The organism is Kushneria phosphatilytica (assembly GCF_008247605.1).
Classification (GTDB): Bacteria; Pseudomonadota; Gammaproteobacteria; order Pseudomonadales; family Halomonadaceae; genus Kushneria; species Kushneria phosphatilytica.
Genome location: NZ_CP043420.1, coordinates 872,674 through 891,779, shown reverse-complemented (window position 1 = coordinate 891,779; position 19,106 = coordinate 872,674). Strand labels below are relative to the sequence as shown.

The window sequence follows — 19,106 nt, the reverse complement described above, 5'->3', positions numbered from 1 at the left end:
ACCGGGCATCAGGTCATGAAGCCGGTGCTCAAGTTTTTACATTGTCAAGCCGATGTGAGTATACGTGGTGCCAGCGTAGCCTCTTGTCAAAAATCGTCCGTACCGGATAGATCCAGCAGTCAGATACGCTCTGCGTCAGGCATCCTAAGTCTGCTTTGCGATATGCATACTTACGGTACGCAAGCTGCCAGAACATCAACGGAAAGACCGATGCTGTTACCTTCATCGCTGCGTACACGGTTCATCATGACTCTGGCCCTGACCTTCCTGGTCATGCTGTTCGTGCTGGGATGCGCGTTCTACCAGCTGATGATGCCCGGTCTGATTCGTGAAGAGCATCAGCACGCGCAGTTGCATATCAGTCATATCCAGCAGGCCATGGAGCATCGCCTGGAAAGCCTGAGCAGCATGGCGCATCAGTGGGCCAGCTGGGACAGTACCCATGATTTCATGACCGGCGCACAACCGGATTATCCACGCATCCACATTACCCCCCGGGTCTTCGAGAGCGGCCAGATTTCACTTCTGCTTCTGACCGATTCGACCGATAGCGTCAGATGGGTGGCTGGTAGCAACCCGCTCAGTGGGCAAATGGACTCCTGCCCGAAAGCGAGTGGACAATGCGCCTGGATGCTGCCAATGGTACGAGCCCTACAGCGCAGCCTGACGCAGGATACCCCCGACGACTCGCCCGGCCATGATTTCATGCTGGCCGTGCCGAACTATCTCATGGGCAGCAGTTGGCCGGTCACGCGCAATAATGGCACCGGCCCCATGGCCGGACACCTGACGCTGGCTCGCAGGCTGCCTGCCATCTGGTCACTGGGCAACATTGATGGCCTCCCGACCCTGCTGACAATGCGCACCATCCATGACTCGGCCCGGCGCCCCGAACACTCCAGCAGCAACGATTACATCGAGGAGATCGATGACAACTCGCTGCTGCTGAGCCTGTCTCGCCCCACCGGGGCACCGGATTACCGGCTTCTGATGCAGACCCGATTACCCAGAGATCGCTTTCAGGCAGGTTTGCAGGGGTACTACCAGGTCATGCTCGGGGTGTTCGGACTGCTGCTGGCGACCCTCATCCTTGCCCTGTACCTGTTCCATCGGTTGGTACTGCGACCGATTACCAGTCTGTCACGCTATGCCAAGCGGTTGCGCCACAACAGCGAAAGCCTGGAAAGGCCTCCCCCCTGGCTTCAGGCACGCAGGGATGAGCTGGGGGTCATGGCACGAGAGTTTCAGCATCTGATTACCAACCTCGATGAACGCAACTCTCACCTTGCAGCGCTGATCGAACTGGATGCCTTGACCGGGCTCGGTAATCGGCGCCTGCTTGATCGTCGCCTGCCCCAGATACTCTCGCTGACCCATCGACTCGATCGACCCGTTGCACTGATCATGATCGATGTCGACCACTTCAAGGCTTTCAACGACTACTATGGTCACCCCGAAGGCGATGAGTGTCTCAAGATACTGGCTGCCACACTCTCGGACATCTTCCAGCGGGATTCGGATCTGATCGCCCGAATCGGCGGAGAAGAGTTCGTGATCGTGCTGCCGGACTTCGACGTGGAAGAGGCCCACAATATTGCCAGTGGCGTGCGTACAGCCATCGAAGCTCAGTGCATCGAGCATGCCCGCTCACCTACCAGCTGCCATGTCACTATCAGTGCCGGGGTAGCGGTCTCGTACCCGACTACCCCCTTGAGCGCTGCCGAACTGCTCAAGCAGGCAGATCTGGCGCTTTATCGGATCAAGCGCGATGGCCGCAACAGTGTCGGTTATTGCCAGGGCAGCGACGACCAGTTCTCGCACAGGATCGAATCGATCAACGACGACTGAGCGTCCTGCCCTTCTGATCTACAGCGGTAGCATCGCCGCCCAGGTCCACAGTAGTGTGGCGGCAGCCAGCGCCGTGACATCATGATTGTCAAAGGGAGGTGAGACCTCTACAACATCCATGCCAACCATGTTGCAGTGTCGCAGGCTCTCCAGCAGTTCCAGCGCCTTCATGGTGGTGATGCCGCCGATCTCTGGCGTCCCTGTGCCTGGCGCATGCGCCGGATCGAGCACATCAATGTCAAAGGTAACGTAAACCGGTGCATCGCCAATGCGCTCACGCACATGACGTGCCAGTGCTTCACCCTCGGTGCGCATCAGCTGTCGCGAACTCATTTGCAAACCACCCTGACCGATCAGCCACTCCCGAGTGACCGGATCAACCGGCGAGCGCAGCCCCAGGCTCATCGTCCTCGTCGGATCGACAACGCCTTCTTCAATGGCATTGCGCAAAAAGGTCCCGTGACCGATATCATCCCCGAAGTGACGGGCCCAGGTATCGCAGTGAGCATCAAAATGGATCAGGGCCAGGGGTTGATCGAACCGGCGACGCAGTGCCCTTAATACGCCCAGCGTCGTAAGATGATCACCGCCAGCCATCATCAACCGACACGACGGCCGCGCCTGCCCCAACGCAGTAACAGCCTCTTCGATCCGTGCAAGAGCCGCGTGCTGAGCCACCTGGGTAATATCGATATCGCCCAGATCCGTAACCCGCTCGCAGGGGTCGGTCGCGAACTCCGGATGATGACCATCGGTCAACATCATGCTGGCGCGACGAATGGCATTTGGCGCCAGCCGGGCACCAGGGCGAAAGGTCACTGAGCCATCATAGGGAATCCCCACGAAACCGAAGGGGCGATGAGCGTCGAGTGGTGATTTGAGAAAGGTGGCGACACCCTGATAGGGCAGTCCGAACATACCGTGTCCTTGTAGTGCACCCGATATCTACGGGCGTGGCAGCTCTACGGGAGCAGGACCGGAAACCCGTCGGATTGGCAGCCAGCCGACCTGAAGGATTTCGGAAAGCGCCAGTGTCGCGATTTGATGCCGCGTCTACAAGCGCCGAAAGTAGAACGCCGTCGCCCAGGGCCCGCTGCCATCGGGATCAAGTGAATAGCCCGGGATGTCACCCATTTTCTCCCAGCCCAGGCGCTGATAGAGCGTCTCCGCCGGCGACCCTGCACGGGTATCAAGGCTCAAAAGCGATAGTTCGAGCGCACCGGCATGCGCCTCGAGCGTTGTCATCAGATGGCGAGCTACGCCCTGCCCTCGAGCACGCGAATGCACCATCAGCTTGAGCACTTCCCCGCGGTGGCGTCCACCTGGCTTTTGACAGGCGCTCAACTGGACGACGCCATCAACCTGTTCGCCGTTACACGCCACCCACAGCGGTGTATCCATCCCTGGCGCCAGCGCATCGTATTGCCACCAATGACGGGCAGCCTCATGTGAGAGCGGCGCCAGAAACCCCATCGCGGCACCCCCTGACACACTATCGACCAGCAATTCAGCCAGTGCTGACAGCGGTCGCCTCGTGGGTGTTTCGATGCGCTCGATCTCATGCATTCTTTTGCCTTTCGTTCACTTCATGGTATTACGACGCGGCGACTGCCCCGAGGGCGACAGACTCACACTGCGAATCATGGCGACCACTGGCCGCTCACGTTCCAGACCAAGTTCATCAAAAGCGTGGCGAGTCACGCGCGAGCGCAGTCGTTCCTTTCCCACCCGCAGCGTCAGCTCGACCGTAGCGCGCTCACGCTCGGCATCGTGCTCCTCGATAGTAGCAGTGAGCAGATTGCGAAAACTGGTCCGGGCAGGTGCCTCCAGCGCCAGCGCCACGTCGCGTACACGAATGCGCAGCGCGATGCGCTCACCGGGCTCACCGGCCTCCGCTGGCAACAGCAGCAGTTGCCCGTCCGGTAGCCGCGCCCGAATCAATTGATAGTCCGGTTCGGGAGCTTCCAGCACGGCATGCAACCGCGAACTGGCTTCGAAGCCTCCCAGCTGGTCACTGAGATCGAGTCGCGCGAGCATATCATCCAACTCGCCACTGGCGGTGATCCGCCCCTGCTCGACCAGCGCCAGCCGAGTCGCGACCGCCATCAGTTCATCGGTGTCATGACTGACAAAAATAATGGGGATCTCCACCTCCCGGGCAAGCCGGGTAATGTAATCCAGCAGCTCCTGTTTGCGGGCGCCATCGAGTCCGGTCAGTGGTTCATCCATCAGCAACATGCGCGGCCCTGACAGCAGCGCTCGTCCAATCGATACGCGTCGCGCTTCGCCACCGGAAAGCGCCCCGGGCATGCGATCCAGCAGATGATCAATACCCAGCAGCGTCACAATGCGCTCGAATTCAGCGTGCATTGACGAGTGCAAGGCATAGCAAAGATTGCCGCGCACCCGGTAGTGCGGGAACAGGCGCGCCTCCTGGAATACCACACCCAGCTGACGCTTGTGCGCCGGTACATGGATACCGCGTCCGGTATCCACCAGCGCTTCGCCATCGAGACGAATCACTCCCCTGTCGGGCCGGTCCAGCCCAGCCAGCAGGCGCAACAGGCTGGTCTTGCCGCTACCGGATTCACCGAACAGTGCTGTGACTCCCTGATCGGGGGCGGTTAACGCGGCCTCAAGCGTAAAATCGCCCAGTCTGCGTGTCACATCGACTTCAAGCATCGTGCCCTCAGCGATCCCGTGACGCCATACGCCGTCGAGTGCGGCGCGCCAGTGCTTCGGAAGCGATCAGTGATACCATCGCCACCACGACCGAGATGACACACAGCCGGGCAGCGGCAGCCTCGCTGCCGGGCATCTGGATCAGCGAATAGAGTGCCAGCGGCAGGGTGCGGGTTTCACCGGGAATGTTGGAAGCAAACGTCATGGTCGCCCCGAACTCGGATAACGCTCGCGCGAATGCCAGTACCGCGCCGGTAATGATGCCCGGCAACGCCAGCGGCAAAGTAATGGTGGCCAGCACCCGCAGCCGATTGGCTCCCAGCGTACGCGCAGCCGCTTCCAGCCCGGGGTCGACCGCCTCCAGCGAGAGCCGCACCGCCCGAACCAGCAACGGAAAGGCCATGACCCCACCGGCCAGTGCTGCACCCTGCCAGGTAAACGGCAAACTGAAGTGAAACCAGTGCTGCAACCACTGCCCGATCACGCCCTGGCGACCCATGGTGACCAGCAACATATACCCCACCACCACAGGCGGCAGCACCAGTGGCAGATGCACCAGGCCATCGATCAGAGACTTGCCGGGGAATTCGAAGCGCGCCAGCAGCCATGCCATGATCACACCGGGCAGCAGAATGGCCGCTACCGCCACGCCCGCCACCTTGAGACTGATCAGCAGCGCTTCGATTTCCAGGGGGGTCAGCATGAACAATCGCTTTCCGGTCAGATGATGGATGCCGCCTCATCAAAGGAAAGACGCGGGCCACGCGGATGCGCCGACTCGGGTTTGCCCACCCCCAGGTTACAGAGAAAGTTGACTCGATAGCGGCCATCAGGGAAGAACTCGGCGTTGACAGCCTCCTTGTCAAAGCCTGACATCGGTCCACAGGAGAGTCCCAGCGCACGGGCCGCCATGATCAGATAGCCCCCCTGCATCGATGAGTTGCGAAACGCGGTCTCCTCGGCAAGAGCTGCGTTGTTCTCATACATCGGTTTGGCATCGAAAACCGGGAACTGGGTCGGCAGGAAGTCAAAGAAGCGACTGTCCCACGCCACGATTGCCACCACCGGCGCCCCCAGCACCTTGGATCGATTTCCCTCGGCCACGCACTCGGCCAGACGCTGACGCGCGGCATCGGTGGTCACGAATACGATGCGTGCCGGCTGGCAGTTCATCGATGTCGGCCCCATCCGGGCAATGTCATAGAGCTCGCGTAGCGTGCTTTCCTCAACCGGCTCATCGGTAAACTCATGCAGACTGCGGGCATCGAGAAAGAGCTGTTCCAGTGCGGCCTGTGGCAACGTCTTCATGGGATCTCCTGTTGGAATTGTACTGATGCCGGTGAGCCTGCCCCCACCGGCACGGGTCATGCCCGACAGCGATTGTCAGCTGCCACTCGGGGCAACCGGCTGAAAGCCGAAGCGCTTGAAGATGGTGGCCGCGTCGCTGCCAGCCAGCCACTGGCGAAACGCCCTTGCTGCATCATCGGAATGCTCACCGACCAGCGCCACCGGATAGGTAATCGATGAGTGACTGTCGGCCGGGAAGTAGCCCAGTGTTTTCACGCCGTCGCTGGCCTGGGCATCGGTGGCGTATACGATACCCATTGGCACCTCACCACGCTCGACCAGTGCCAGTGCCGCCCGGACATCATTGGCACGTGCCAGTCGCGGCATGAGGGCCTCCCATTCGCCAAGGCTCTTGAGTGACTGTTTGGCATAGATGCCGGCCGGTACATGATCCGGGTCACCCACCGCCAGCCGATCACCATCGTGCAGCTTCACTGCGAGCGGATGACGGGCATCCGGTGTAAAGGGTGCCACCTCGCTATCCTTCGGTGCGATCAGCGCCAACCGATTATTGAGCAGATCAGCACGATCGGAAAGTGGCACGCCCTGTTCACTCAGCCAGTTCATCCATTTTTCATTGGCCGAAAAGTAGATATCTGCTGGCGCGCCATGGGCGATCTGACGTGCCACAGTCGAGGAAGAGGCATAAACCGGTACGATATCGATATTTTCGTGACGCTTCTCGTAGCGGCTGGCCAGGGCATCCATGGCATCGGTCAGCGAGGCTGCAGCATAAACATGGATCTGCTGGCCAGCCTGCGCAGTAGTGGCCAGCAGACTGGCGGTCATCAGGGCGGCACCCAGCAGGATACGTTTACAGGCGGTCGGTCCGGGTTCAGGCATCGGTCACTTTCCTGTCAGTGATGGGTGAATCAGCCGCCGATACCCCGGGCACCGTTATGCACGACTGAACATAGCGATAACGACTATAATTCACCCCGCCGTCGGACACAAAGCGCTCCTCACTCGGTGGGGGTCTCTTTTTTCAGCTGACCGGAGAGATACTTAAGTTCGGAAGCGGCGTCAGCCCGCGCGCGTGCTTCCAGCTGTTGATAGCGCTTGAGCAGGTCGCGTCCGAACGGCGTCAGCTGTGCCCCACCCTGGCGGGCGCCGCCGCTGCTGGTTTCCACTACCGGTGACACGAAATGACTGTTGAGTGTTTCCATCAACTGCCAGGCCTTGCGATAGCTCATCCCCATGGCGCGACTGGCAGCCGAAATCGACCCCGTATTTTCAATGCCAGCCAGCAGATCGGCCTTGCCGGGACCAAACACCAGCCCCGGCGCCAGCACAAGGCGCAGACGGATATAAGGGGTGGTGGTCTCGGTCAGCGGGGTATTGGTCATGACAGCTCCATCACTCGATCAGCCAGCCGGGGTTGCATCCGACTACCGTGCGGGCATCATCGGTCGAGGCCAGCACAACATCAAGCCGCCCCTTTTCGAGCCGACAGGAATGCCATCGTGATGCAGCTCCGCCCTTACCGTAACAGTGATGAAGTTGCCGTCATCCAGCTCTGGCAACGCTGCGCCCTGACCCGGCCCTGGAATGATCCGCACCGTGACATCGCCCGCAAGTGCGCGGAAGACCCGTCACTGTTTCTGATCGGCACTATCGATGAACAGGTCATGGCCAGCGCCATGGCAGGATATGATGGTCATCGCGGGTGGCTGTACTATCTGGCGGTAGCCCCGGAGCGCCAGGGTCGCGGCTTCGGACGCGCACTGATCGAAGCCGTTGAAAGTCTGCTGATCGCGCGCGGATGCCCGAAGCTGATGATGATGGTCCGCCCCGGCCAACCGCGTCTTATCGACTATTATCACGAGCTGGGCTATGAAACCGGAGAGTTCACGACCCTGGGCAAGCGATTGGTTGTCGATGAGTGATCCGATATGACCGGATTCTGCATCGCCCCTCTCAGCGCTCGGCCAGATCCAGAATTGTCAGCGCCAGCGCCTGAGCGCGTGGCACCAGGGTATCCAGCTGACAGTACTCGTCCTCGGTATGCATCAGTGCGCCTACCGGGCCGGTGCCACAAAGCGTCGGGATGCCGAGACTGGCCGTCGTACCGGCATCCGAACACCCACCGGTAAACTCGCCCTCGACCGCAAAGCCGACAATGCGTGCCTGACACTGATAACGCGCGAACAGCGCTTCGCTCATGACGCTCTCCAGCGGCAGAAACTCACTTTTGGGAATCAGCCGCGCCATCGTGCCCGGAACACCGGGATCGCCCACGATGGCGTTCAGTTCAGCGATCAGGTGTTCCCGCTGCTCAGCCGTGACAAACCGGGTATCCAGTTCGGCTCTGGCAAAGGGAGCGACGGCATTGCGAGCTGTACCGCCACTGATGGTGCCGATATTGGTGGTCACCCCACTGTCGTAGTCGGTCAGGGCGTGAATGCGGGTGGTCATTCGGGCCAATGCTTCGATGGCACTGGCCCCATCGGCATGACTCACCCCGGAATGCGCCGCCTTCCCTGTTACCTCGATTACAAAACTGGCGCCACCCTTGCGAGCAGTGACCACATTACCGCTGACCCGCCCCGGCTCGGCATTGAAAACGGCCCGGGCCCCTTCGGCGGTCTGACGAATGAAAGCCGTGCCGTCAGGCGAGCCGATCTCTTCGTCAGCGGTAAACAACGCCTGCACCGGAAACGGCAAGGCCGTACAGTGCCTGAGCGCTCGCAATACGAAAACATTGAGCACCAGCCCGGCCTTCATGTCGGCCACGCCGGGGCCAAAGGCCGTATCGCCCTGACAGCTGTAACCGCGTTCAACGACAGTCCCGGTGGGAAAGACTGTGTCACGATGCCCCATCAGCAGTATCGGCGCCTGTTCAGCGTCGTCGCAGCCGGGCAGTGTTGCCAGCAGGATATCCCCCGCTTCCGGCCGTCGGATGCGCTCAACGGCGATACCATCCTCGACCAGCCAGCTCTCGATGACTTCACCCACACGATCAACACCAGCCTTGTCAGACGAGTGGGAATCGATATTGACCAGCGTTTCCAGACACGCCGTCATCTCCTCGAAACGCCCGGCCAGCCAGTCGCGCACCTGCTCGCTTATGCTGTTTGCCACTGCTTTCGCACTCCCGAATAACTCCGAACACCTCGCAAACGAAGATGCCCGCCACAATCACCCCATTTCAGGGCTTCTCAGGGCAGAATACGACTCACCGTATCGTTCTGCTCGCCATCCTCGCGAGCATGCTCGGCGTCGTCACTCCTGTGCTCCTTGCCACTTCCGCGGCTGGTCACCCAGGCCACATGACTTTTCGAATCCACGGTCAGTCCATCCGGGTGAAGGCCGATGTGCAGTGTCGCCAGCCGATCATAATCATCGGCGTCCAGCACCGTCACCGTGCCAGCCCCGTGGTTGGCCACATAAATCCGGTTATCCTTGCTATCAAGAGTGACATTCAATGCACCGGCACCGGTATCGATACGCTTCATGACCTGGCCGGAATCGAGGTTGATCACGTCCATATCACCGGAGCCCTGATTGGCCACCAGCAAACGCTGACGCTGGCGATCCAGTGCCACACTGACCGGGCCGTTGCCATCCACTTCAAAGCGACGAACCACGCTATGATTATCGAGATTGATCTCGACCACGGCATCGGACTCCAGCAGGGTCACATAAAGCCGCTGATTATCGACGTCCAGAGCCATCCCGGCAGGCGTATCACCAATGCCCTCGATGTTACCCATCAGTTTATTGCTACTGCCATCGAGCACCCAGACCATGCCATCACGCGAGACGCCGGAGATATAGACCCGATTATGGGCTTCATCGACCACGGCCTCACGTGGCCGCGTCAATTGCTTACCTTCCATCACCGGCGCCTGCTCATTTTCAAGCCGGATGGTTTTCATGACCTTGCCGGTTTTGGCGTTGATGACCGAAACCGAGCGATCACCGGTATTGGTGGTATAGAGCGTATCCGTGGCATTGTTCAGCGCCAGTCCAAACGCTCGCGCCGGGGTGGCAATACGCCGGGTAACCTTGAGCGATTCGGGATCGAGCTGCAGCACGGCACTGGTATCGTCCTCGCCTTTCCGACCGGTAGCCGTCACGAACAGCTGGTCGGTCTGATGATCATGAACGATCTCATGAAGCCCGCTGCCTGTTCGAACGCTCTTGTCGATATGCGGCGCTGCGTTGGCTGCCAGGGGCATGGCCGCCAGCCCCGCACCAATCAGTAGTACCTTCACCAGGTGAGAGGTTTGGGGCGCCATACGCGGCCCGATCGATTCGCTCATTACTGCTCCATCCTTGCCTGATTGATTGCTGTGCGGATCCGGTCTGCCCATGCCGATCAAAAACCATGGATCAGCATGGTGACATTTACCGGAAGCAGAACGCTTTGCCAGTCTGGTGAATTCAAACTTAACACGCTCTGCACCCGGCCTCTAACAGGCCGGGCACGAAGACTCGGAAAAGGACAGGAAGCGAGCGACCACCATATCAGGCGCGCAACATGCGCAGACCATTGAGGACCACCAGCACGCTGGCACCCACATCGGCAAATACTGCCATCCACAGGGTGCCCCACCCGAACAGCGTCAGGGCCAGAAATACCGCCTTGATGCCCAATGCCAGGACGATGTTCTGGATCAGTATCGAGCGGGTCGCCCTTGAGAGCCGAATGAACATCGGTACCTTGCGCAGGTCATCATCCATCAGTGCCACATCGGCGGTTTCAATGGCGGTGTCAGTCCCCATTGCGCCCATTGCAAACCCGATGTCAGCGCGAGTCAGTGCCGGCGCATCGTTGATGCCATCGCCAATCATGCCGACACGGCCCTGAAGGGTCAGTTCCTCGATGGCCTGCAACTTGTGCTCCGGCATCAGTTCACCACGTACGCTGTCGATACCTACCGATTTACCGATTGATTCAGCTGTGTGCTGATTGTCACCGGTCAGCATCAGGGTGCGAATACCCAGCCGATGCAGTTCATCGATCGCCTCACGGCTGGTCTCCTTGACCGTATCGGCAACGGCGAACAGTGCCAGCGCCCGATGCTCTGACATCATCAGTACTACCGATCGGCCCTGTCGCTCCAGAGCTTCCAACCGGCGCTCGATCTCCGGCGAGCAGACATCGAGCTCATGTACCAGCTGGTGATTGCCCAGCCAAAGCATCTGCCCTTCGATACGTCCCTTGACACCTCGCCCGGGCAACGCCTCGAACTGCTCGACAGTCACTTCGTCACACTGGGCTTCCCGGCCCGCAGTGGCAATCGCCATGGAGACCGGATGATCCGAACGAGCTGCCAGAGCAGTAGCCTGAGCCTGTAACCATGATGGCTCGCCATTCAATGCCTCGAAGTCGGTCTGCACCGGCCGGCCATATGTCAGCGTACCGGTCTTGTCGAGCGCCAGCCATTTGAGCGTGCGCCCCTGCTCGAGATGGACGCCACCCTTGATCAGAATGCCCCGCCGCGCTGCATTGGCCAGCCCGGTGACCACGGTCACCGGAGTGGAGATGACCAGTGCACAGGGGCAGGCAATTACCAGCAGCACCAGTGCCCGGTAGATCCAGTCCAGCCAGGCACCACCGGCGATCAATGGCGGCAGGACCGCCACCAGGGCCGCCAGCACAACCACTGCCGGGGTATAGATCCGCGAAAAACGATCGATGAAGCGCTGAGTCGGTGCCTGCGCGCTTTGAGCTTCTTCAACGGTGTGAATGATGCGCGCCAGAGTGGTATCGCTGGCAGCTGCCGTGGTGCGAAACTCGAGCTCCCCGACCTCATTGATGGTACCGGCATAAACAGTATCGCCAACGCTCTTTTCGACCGGGAGGCTTTCACCTGTAATCGGCGCCTGATTGATACTCGATTGTCCGGCCACAATGTGGCCATCCAGCCCGATCCGCTCGCCGGGGCGCACTCTGATCCGTGAGCCAATGGCGATCTCCTCGATGGCCATGGTCTGCCACTGCCCATCGGGTTGCTGAACCGTCGCGGTCGCCGGCGACAGTTCGACCAGCCCCTCGATGGCATTACGCGCCCGATCCAGCGAGCGCGCCTCGATCAGCTCGGCAATGTTGAACAGCACCATCACCATCGCCGCTTCCGGCCACTGACCAATGGCGAGTGCACCGGTGACCGCGATACTCATCAACGCATTGATGTTGAGATTGCCATTACGTACTGCGGTCCATCCCTTGCGAAAGGTGGTCAGGCCGCAGCCGGCAATGGCTGCAACAGCCAGCAGCGCACTCAGCCAGACAGGCCCCTGAAACCAGTGAACCGCTTCCGAGGCAAGCGCGGCTACACCACTGGCCGCCAGCGGCCACCAGGATGTCTGCTGTGCGGGTTTCTCGCCCAGCTCACCCGAGGCATCAGGCAGTTCCGGGGTAAAGCCCAGCGAGCGAATGGCAGCAAGAACCTCTTCCAGCGCATCGGGTGCGTGGACTACCGTCAGTACCCGCTGCACAAGATTGAAATCCATGCGCTCCACACTCGTCATGCCATCGAGCTTCTTGCGGATCATCTGCTCCTCGACGGGACAGTCCATCTGCATGATGCGCATGGAGGTACGCCACTTGTCGCCTTCGGCCACACTGCCATGCAGGCCGGAAAGCTCCGCGGCCTGCTCGGTACTGCCATGATCATGGCCACAGCCGCCATGGTCGTGATCGTGCCCATGATCATGACCACAGCATGTATGCTCATGGTCGTGGTCACAGCCTGCATGCTCATGGGTCTGGTCGTGCTCGTGGTGTCCGTGACGACACCCGCCAGCAGCCGAGCCCCTGTCTGCACGCACGACCGGGCCCGATGCCGACGCCTCGGCATCCGGTGCTACCGGCTGAAAATACTGCGCGCGTTGCAGGGAAGTTTCATCACTCATGAACTGGTCACCCGAGGAGATTTGTGTTGCAGTAAAAACCCTCAAGTGGCTATAAGGTCAAGTCGACCGGGAGACATTGATGAAAATCGGCGAACTGGCCAGCGCTGCCGGCTGCACCAACCAGACCATCCGTTTTTACGAACGCGAGGGGCTGCTGCCGGAGCCCGCCCGCGATGCCAGCAACTATCGCTACTATCACCAGACGCACCTGGATCGGTTGCGCTTCATTCGCAATTGCCGTGCGCTGGTGATGAGTCACGAGGAAATTCGCTCACTGCTCGAGCTGATGGATCGACCACTGGAAGAGTGTCAGCCGGTAGAGGATCTGCTCGAAAATCATGTTGGCCATGTCGAGGCCCGTATCCGTGAGCTGCTGCAACTGCGCTCACAGCTGCATGAGCTGCAACGGCGCTGCGGCCATGATCGCCATGTCGAGAACTGCGGCATCGTTCAGGGGCTGGCAGAAATGGTGACAGAGCTGCCGCCCCGTGGCTCGACCCACCTGGGTTGAAGTGGCTTATCGGCCATCAATGCAGAAGGCCCGTTGTAGCAACGGGCCTTCTGGCAACGAGCACTCTGGACCGGTGAGTCAGTTCGAGGCGAGATCACGCACCGTGGTGGCATTACGGGCAAAGCCCTGGAACTCGTCGAGCAGACGATTCTGCCATTGCATGACCACATCATCCTCGGCCAGCAGCGGCTCGGCACGCATGACATGTGCTGTCATGAAGATACCGAAAGCGATGTAGTCGGCACCACCAGCCGTCTGGCCATCGAGAAAGGGCAGATCCTGCAGGTGCGAGCGCAATGGCGTCAGCGCCCGATCCAGCATTTCCAGCCCCTGATCGACATTGCGAAATTCCTCGAGCGTGGTGCCGAAGCGCTTTTCGCGGGTCTCACGAAAATAGGGCTGATCACGCTCATCGAGATTGTGGAAGATATCCAGAATGATGGCTCGGAAAATGGCCGGCGCCACCTGGGTCTCCGACCAGTACTTGATGAAACGCGCTCGCGACTCTGCCTGATCATGTGCCAGCAGGGTCATGCCGGGATAGGCATGATCAAGGTAGCGCAGGATTTCGAAGCTGTCGGTGACTACCCGGTCATCATCGTCAACCAGCACCGGTACGGTGGCCTTGCTGCCATCTCCTTCCACCGAGAAGGCAATCTCGTCCTTGTCGGTGAATAACCACGGCCTGGCTTCATAATCCAGCCCCTTGTGTTTGAGCGCCATGTGCGTGCGCCAGCAGAAGGGAGAAAAACGCAGACGCTGATCCGCACCACACAGATCGTATAAAATGCGAGCCATGCCAACTCCTGATGAGGGGCCATTGAAGGAAAAGGGGGCTCGGACCCTGACGAACCCAACCCTCAGACTGTAGCAGCGCCCTCCCGCCCCTGTCGCACCACCCCGCCATCGACCCGACCGAAGAAGGGCCCTGGGAGCGTGCTAGACTGGCAGTATTCGTACGTATCACCGTGACCGAGGATTCGCCCCACTTATGTCGATCGAGGATCTCCACCTCAACCTGCGCAACCTCGAGCCGAATGACTACCCCCGGCTCAAGGGACTCATGGACGCCGTTTACGATGATATTGGCGGCGCATGGGAGCGACACACCATCGAGCGCCTGATCGCCGAGTTCCCTGATGGCCAGATCGTGATCGAGGACGAGGATCGGATCGTGGGCGTCGCCCTGACAGTACTGGTCGATTACGACACTTTCTCCAATCCGCACCGCTACGACGATCTGATCGGCAATCGCGAGATCATCCTCAATAATGCTCAGGGGGATGCCCTCTACGGGCTGGACGTGCTGATCGATCCCACCTATCGGGGCTACCGTCTGGGGCGGCGACTGTATGAGGCGCGCAAGGATCTATGCCGCTCGATGAATCTGCGTGCCATCCTGGCCGGCGGACGCATTCCCAACTATTACGAGCATGCCAGCGAGCTCTCGCCGACCCAGTATATCGATCTGGTCTCGCGCAAGGAGCTGTACGATCCGATCCTCTCCTTTCAGCTGGCCAATGATTTCCTGGTCAAGCGACTGCTCAGAAAATACCTGCCCGAGGATGAGCGCTCGCAGGGGTACGCCACCCTGCTGGAGTGGAACAACATCCTCTATGAACCGGTCGAGCGGGTACTGGAATCACGCAAGACCCAGGTCCGGATCGGCGCGGTACAGTGGCAGATGCGCGAGTTCGCCTCGGTCGAACAGGTACTGCAGCAGGTGGAGTACTATGTAGATGCCATTGCCGACTATCAGAGCGATTTCGCCGTTTTCCCGGAGCTGTTCAACACGCCGCTGATGGGGCTGACCGATCAATCCGATCAGGTGAAGGCCATCCGTTTCCTGGCCGGTTTCACCGAACGCTTCAAGAGTGAAATCTCGCGCATGGCCGTCTCCTACAACATCAACATCATCGGCGGTTCGATGATCGAGGAAGGCGAGGATGGCAAGCTCTATAACGTTGCCTATCTCTGCCATCGTGATGGCGAGATCGAGCGTCAGGCCAAGTTGCACATCACGCCCCAGGAACGCCGTGACTGGGTCATCGATGGCGGCGATGAACTGCAGGTCTTCGAGACCGATGCCGGACGCGTTGGCATTCTGGTCTGCTATGACGTCGAATTCCCCGAACTGCCACGACTGCTCGCCGACCAGGACATGGACATCCTGTTTGTACCGTTCTGGACCGATACCAAGAACAGCTATCTGCGGGTGCGTCACTGCTGCCAGGCACGGGCGATCGAGAACGAGTGTTACGTCGTGGCCTGTGGCAGCGTCGGCAACGTACCGTCGATCGAAAACCTCGACATCCAGTACGCCCAGTCGTCGGTCTTTTCGCCTTCCGACTTCGCCTTTCCTCACGACGCAGTCATGTCGGAAACCACGCCCAACACCGAGATGGTGATGTTCTCCGACATCGACCTGACGCGACTGCGGGTAGTCCGTAGCGAAGGATCGGTAACCAACCTCAAGGATCGCCGCAAGGATCTGTTTGACCTGCGCTGGCGCGACTGGTCCTGGAAATCGGGTAATCCGGGGCACTGATGCCGAAGGCGCCGGTACTCCACCGGCGCTGCAAGGAGGGCCGCTAACATGAGCTGGCTGCGATCACTGCGCACCCGCCACGCCCTGACCCATCATCCCCTGCCGGAAGCCGAGTGGCAGGCAGCCGTGATACGGCTGCCTATCCTCGCCGGATTTGATGCAGCCACCCTCAACGAGCTGGGCCATCGCGCCTGGCGCCGGCTGTTTGAATTGCGGCTGACGCTGGCCGAGGAGATGGAATGGGATGATATCGATCGTCTGGTGCTGGCCGCTCAGATTGATCTGATGACGCTGGGGTGGCGCAACCATGCGTCGGCCTTTGCCAATCTTCATGAAGTCATCGTGCTGCCCGATGCCTTTCGTCGACGGGTCGAGGAGATGGACGAAGCCGGCGTGGTACATGAGTACGTCGATGAGCGCGCCGGCGAGACCTCCTATCAGGGGCCGATTGTACTCTCGCGCGCGGATCTCGACGCCAGTGGCCATTGGAACGGCTTCAACGTCGTCATTCACGAATTCGCTCACAAGCTCGACATGGCCAATTCGATGGATGTCGACGGCTGTCCGCCACTGCCGGCGGACATTTCCGCCAGGCAGTGGTATCGGATCTTCACGGCAGTCTGGGAGGAGCTGCAGGCGTGCCTCGAATCCGGACGACCCACACCCATCGACGCCTATGCTGCGACGCATCCGGGCGAATGCTTCGCGGTCTGCTGTGAAGCCTTCTTTACTGCCCCCGCCCAGTTGGCCAATCATTGGCCCGAACTCCATGAACTGCTGATGCGCTACTTCCGCCAGAACCCGCTCGAACGCTGGCAGCAACTCTCCCACAATGCGCCGACCACAGCGATATTCTGATAATAACCGTAACGCTCAAAGCATGATCTCATCGCTATCGGGGCGAATCCGGCGCTCATTGAAAAACGCCTCACAGCTATCAAGCAGCCGGCGAACTCGCTGCGGCTGCGTGCGATCGGGATAGACACCATGAAGCCCCAGTGTCGGCAGCGGCCAGTCATCAAGCAAAGTGACCAGCTCGCCATTGGCCAATGCCTCGCGCAACATGAAATCCGGTTGCAGAGTAATACCCATGCCGGCGATGGCAGCATCCCTTAACACTTCACCGTTGTTGGCCTGCAACACCGAGCGCGCACGCACCCGCTGTTCACCCAATCGCCACTCCTGACCGTGTCGGGCAAGGCTATAGTGCAAACCATCGTGGCGATTCAGTTCCCGAGGATGTCCAGGCGTACCACAGCGAGCCAGATAAGCCGGTGAGGCACACAGGATCAGGCGCAAACTGCCCAGGCGACGGGCAATCAGAGAGGAGTCTTCGAGCTCTCCGATGCGTAGTGCCAGATCAAATCCTTCTGCTACCAGATCCACACGCCGATCGCTCAACGCCAGTTCGATGCGCACTGCCGGGTGACGAGCATGATACTCCGCCAGCAGTTCTCCCATGCATCGCGCTCCAAAGGCGAGCGGCGCACTGAGCCTGATCCGGCCACTGGAGGCGACCCGATCTTCTTGCAGGCTACCCGCCAGACCATCGACCTCGGCCAGCAGATGCTCGGCTCGCTCCAGCATCAGCTGACCGGCCTCGGTCAGCCGCAACTGTCGGGTCGTACGGTGCATCAACCGCGCATCAAAGTGTCGCTCAAGCTGCGCCACCTGCTTGCTGACGACCGAACGAGAGAGTGAGAGCTGATCGGCCGCGGTGGTGAATGAGCCCTGACGCGCCACTTCGACAAAAACGCGCATGGCCTCAAGAGTATCCATAACTGTTTCCAAAACAGGGATAGTGATTGCGCCTTTGGCCAGTTTATCGTCAACAGTATTGCCGCGACACTATGGCCATGAATCAGCCTACCCCCCTCTCGCAGGAGATTATTCATGACCACATCGATTGAGCGCTCGCGGACAGCACCACTGCTGGAAGACGCCATCGGTACGGATGCTGCAGCCCTGCTGCTACGACTGGCCCTGGGCGTGATGTTTATCGCCCATGGGGCGACCAAGGTGCTGGTCTGGGGTCTCCCGGGCACCGCCGCCTTTTTCGCTTCCATCGGTTTGCCCGGCTGGTTGGCGTGGCCGATCACGGCGCTGGAACTGATCGGCGGCGTACTGCTGATTGCCGGCATCGGGGTGCGCTGGCTGGCGCTGATTCTAGCGATCGAGCTATTCGCCGCTTCGGTACCCCACTGGTCGCATGGCTGGATGTTCTCCGCCCCGGGTGGTGGCTGGGAATACCCCATTTTCATGGCAGTCAGTGCCCTGGCACTGGCGCTGTTGGGCGGCGGCCGCTATTGCCTGAAGCGTACTCGTACGCCATGAAATCCCATGATGCATGAGCGGGCGCTGGCGATGGATCCTTATGCCTTCGGCGTCCCCGAGCCATCGCTGTCCGCTTCCTGTCCGGCCTGATCGGCCAACCACGCCCAGACCCGGCGCGCCGGCTCGCGAGGCGAGCGCCTGGCAGGCCGGGTCAGCCAAAAGCCCTCTTCGGTGGGACACTCGATCTCGAAAGGCGCTACCAGCGTTTCAGCAAGCCCCATCAGACGCCGATGCGCCAGCGCCACGCCACACCCATGCGCGGCCAATCGCAGCGTCATGACCTGGGTATCACACCACAGATGCCGCGTATCATGAGCGATTTCCTCAACCCCTGCGGCAGCCAGCCAGGCCGGCCATCCCACGGCAAACCCGGCAGCATGCAGCAGGGTCTCATTGCCCAGATCAGCAGGTGAGACCAGGCGCTCGGCGATGGCAGGCGTGCACAGAGGCGTCATCCGCTCTTCTCCCAGCGACTCGCACACCGTCTCTGCCCAATCTCCCTGACCATAGCGAATCTCGATATCAGCGTCCTCCCCGACAAAATCCCGGGACCAGACGCCCGTGACGATCCGTAACGCCAGGTCAGGGTAGGCACGATGCAGGGCACAAAGCCGGGGCGCCAGCCAATACTGCTGTACAGCCGGCGTCGCCCGAATGATGACCGGCGCATCCGGCTCCGGCCCGAATACCTCGGCAGTGCCCTGGGCCAGGCGGGCAAAAGCTTCCTGAATACTGGGCAGCCAGGCCTGCCCTGCCTCGGTCAGGGTCAGTGAGCGCGGATGACGAACGAACAGCGCCTGGCCCAGGCGGTCCTCGAGCAGTCGAATGCGCTGGCTGATGGCTGACTGTGACACCGCCAACTCCTCACCGGCACGCGTAAAACTCAGGCTGCGTGCCGCCGCCTCGAAGGCCTGAAGCCAGGTCACCGGGGGCAGGGATGACATCTCGACTCTCCATAAAGTGTGCTGAAAC

At 60.3% G+C, this 19,106-nt stretch carries 19 protein-coding genes; 6 read left to right on the top strand and 13 right to left on the bottom strand.

The genetic code is table 11. From position 1 onward, the window contains the following. The first annotated feature begins 210 nt into the window (after nt 1–210). Entirely contained in the window at nt 211–1,848 is a 1,638-nt protein-coding gene (locus FY550_RS03885; RefSeq protein WP_070975757.1) for a diguanylate cyclase domain-containing protein, read from the top strand. 18 nt (nt 1,849–1,866) lie between these two features. Here the strand turns inward: FY550_RS03885 and speB are convergent, their stop codons facing one another. The 7 genes from speB to FY550_RS03850 form a co-directional block, all read right to left on the bottom strand. Then, nucleotides 1,867–2,766 (bottom strand): agmatinase, encoded by a 900-nt coding sequence (speB, locus tag FY550_RS03880; protein WP_149054372.1) that lies wholly within the window; start codon nt 2,764–2,766, stop codon nt 1,867–1,869. A gap of 135 nt (nt 2,767–2,901) precedes the next feature. Next, nucleotides 2,902–3,414: a GNAT family N-acetyltransferase gene (locus tag FY550_RS03875; protein WP_070975753.1), complete on the bottom strand. Its 513-nt coding sequence runs from the start codon at nt 3,412–3,414 to the stop codon at nt 2,902–2,904. Between the two features lie 15 nt (nt 3,415–3,429). Next, nucleotides 3,430–4,530: a molybdenum ABC transporter ATP-binding protein gene (modC, locus tag FY550_RS03870; RefSeq protein WP_070975751.1), complete on the bottom strand. Its 1,101-nt coding sequence runs from the start codon at nt 4,528–4,530 to the stop codon at nt 3,430–3,432. Nucleotides 4,531–4,537: 7 nt separating this feature from the next. Beyond that, on the bottom strand, nt 4,538–5,233 hold the full coding sequence (gene modB / locus FY550_RS03865; RefSeq protein ID WP_070975748.1) for a molybdate ABC transporter permease subunit: 696 nt from the start codon (nt 5,231–5,233) through the stop codon (nt 4,538–4,540). A 17-nt stretch (nt 5,234–5,250) separates the two neighbouring features. Further along, a complete protein-coding gene (locus FY550_RS03860) occupies nt 5,251–5,838 on the bottom strand; it encodes a malonic semialdehyde reductase (RefSeq protein ID WP_070975746.1) in 588 nt (195 codons plus the stop codon). Nucleotides 5,839–5,913: 75 nt separating this feature from the next. Next, a complete protein-coding gene (gene modA / locus FY550_RS03855) occupies nt 5,914–6,720 on the bottom strand; it encodes a molybdate ABC transporter substrate-binding protein (protein WP_070975744.1) in 807 nt (268 codons plus the stop codon). Between the two features lie 119 nt (nt 6,721–6,839). Next, complete coding sequence (locus FY550_RS03850) at nt 6,840–7,223, bottom strand: winged helix-turn-helix domain-containing protein (protein ID WP_070975741.1); 384 nt, start codon at nt 7,221–7,223, stop codon at nt 6,840–6,842. Between the two features lie 120 nt (nt 7,224–7,343). Between FY550_RS03850 and FY550_RS03845 the strand changes: the two genes are divergently transcribed. Next, complete coding sequence (locus FY550_RS03845; RefSeq protein WP_070975739.1) at nt 7,344–7,763, top strand: GNAT family acetyltransferase; 420 nt, start codon at nt 7,344–7,346, stop codon at nt 7,761–7,763. Nucleotides 7,764–7,794: 31 nt separating this feature from the next. On the opposite strand, the gene FY550_RS03840 is transcribed toward FY550_RS03845, so the two are convergent. The 3 genes from FY550_RS03840 to FY550_RS03830 all read right to left on the bottom strand — a co-directional run bounded on the left by FY550_RS03840 (nt 7,795) and on the right by FY550_RS03830 (nt 12,741). Continuing rightward, entirely contained in the window at nt 7,795–8,958 is a 1,164-nt protein-coding gene (locus FY550_RS03840) for a M20 family metallopeptidase (protein WP_233350268.1), read from the bottom strand. A gap of 77 nt (nt 8,959–9,035) precedes the next feature. Beyond that, nucleotides 9,036–10,142: a YncE family protein gene (locus FY550_RS03835; protein ID WP_070975737.1), complete on the bottom strand. Its 1,107-nt coding sequence runs from the start codon at nt 10,140–10,142 to the stop codon at nt 9,036–9,038. Nucleotides 10,143–10,347: 205 nt separating this feature from the next. After that, nucleotides 10,348–12,741 (bottom strand): heavy metal translocating P-type ATPase, encoded by a 2,394-nt coding sequence (locus FY550_RS03830; RefSeq protein WP_149054371.1) that lies wholly within the window; start codon nt 12,739–12,741, stop codon nt 10,348–10,350. A 79-nt stretch (nt 12,742–12,820) separates the two neighbouring features. On the opposite strand from FY550_RS03830, the gene cadR reads away from it, so the two are divergent. Beyond that, nucleotides 12,821–13,252 (top strand): Cd(II)/Pb(II)-responsive transcriptional regulator, encoded by a 432-nt coding sequence (gene cadR / locus FY550_RS03825; protein WP_070975734.1) that lies wholly within the window; start codon nt 12,821–12,823, stop codon nt 13,250–13,252. A 78-nt stretch (nt 13,253–13,330) separates the two neighbouring features. Here the strand turns inward: cadR and FY550_RS03820 are convergent, their stop codons facing one another. Continuing rightward, entirely contained in the window at nt 13,331–14,050 is a 720-nt protein-coding gene (locus FY550_RS03820) for a glutathione S-transferase N-terminal domain-containing protein (protein WP_070975732.1), read from the bottom strand. A 193-nt stretch (nt 14,051–14,243) separates the two neighbouring features. On the opposite strand from FY550_RS03820, the gene FY550_RS03815 reads away from it, so the two are divergent. After that, nucleotides 14,244–15,800 carry a carbon-nitrogen hydrolase family protein gene (locus FY550_RS03815; RefSeq protein WP_149054370.1) on the top strand — a complete coding sequence of 519 codons (1,557 nt, stop codon included), beginning with the start codon at nt 14,244–14,246 and terminating at the stop codon, nt 15,798–15,800. Between the two features lie 48 nt (nt 15,801–15,848). Next, on the top strand, nt 15,849–16,658 hold the full coding sequence (locus tag FY550_RS03810) for a M90 family metallopeptidase (protein ID WP_070975730.1): 810 nt from the start codon (nt 15,849–15,851) through the stop codon (nt 16,656–16,658). Nucleotides 16,659–16,673: 15 nt separating this feature from the next. On the opposite strand, the gene FY550_RS03805 is transcribed toward FY550_RS03810, so the two are convergent. Further along, on the bottom strand, nt 16,674–17,579 hold the full coding sequence (locus FY550_RS03805; protein WP_070975728.1) for a LysR family transcriptional regulator: 906 nt from the start codon (nt 17,577–17,579) through the stop codon (nt 16,674–16,676). 114 nt (nt 17,580–17,693) lie between these two features. On the opposite strand from FY550_RS03805, the gene FY550_RS03800 reads away from it, so the two are divergent. Next, the gene (locus FY550_RS03800; RefSeq protein ID WP_084387899.1) at nt 17,694–18,134 is read left to right on the top strand and encodes a DoxX family protein; all 441 of its coding nucleotides are present in this window, start codon (nt 17,694–17,696) and stop codon (nt 18,132–18,134) included. Between the two features lie 38 nt (nt 18,135–18,172). Here FY550_RS03800 and FY550_RS03795 read toward each other — a convergent pair whose 3' ends face one another. Further along, the gene (locus FY550_RS03795; RefSeq protein ID WP_070975725.1) at nt 18,173–19,078 is read right to left on the bottom strand and encodes a LysR substrate-binding domain-containing protein; all 906 of its coding nucleotides are present in this window, start codon (nt 19,076–19,078) and stop codon (nt 18,173–18,175) included. Nucleotides 19,079–19,106 lie beyond the last annotated feature (28 nt).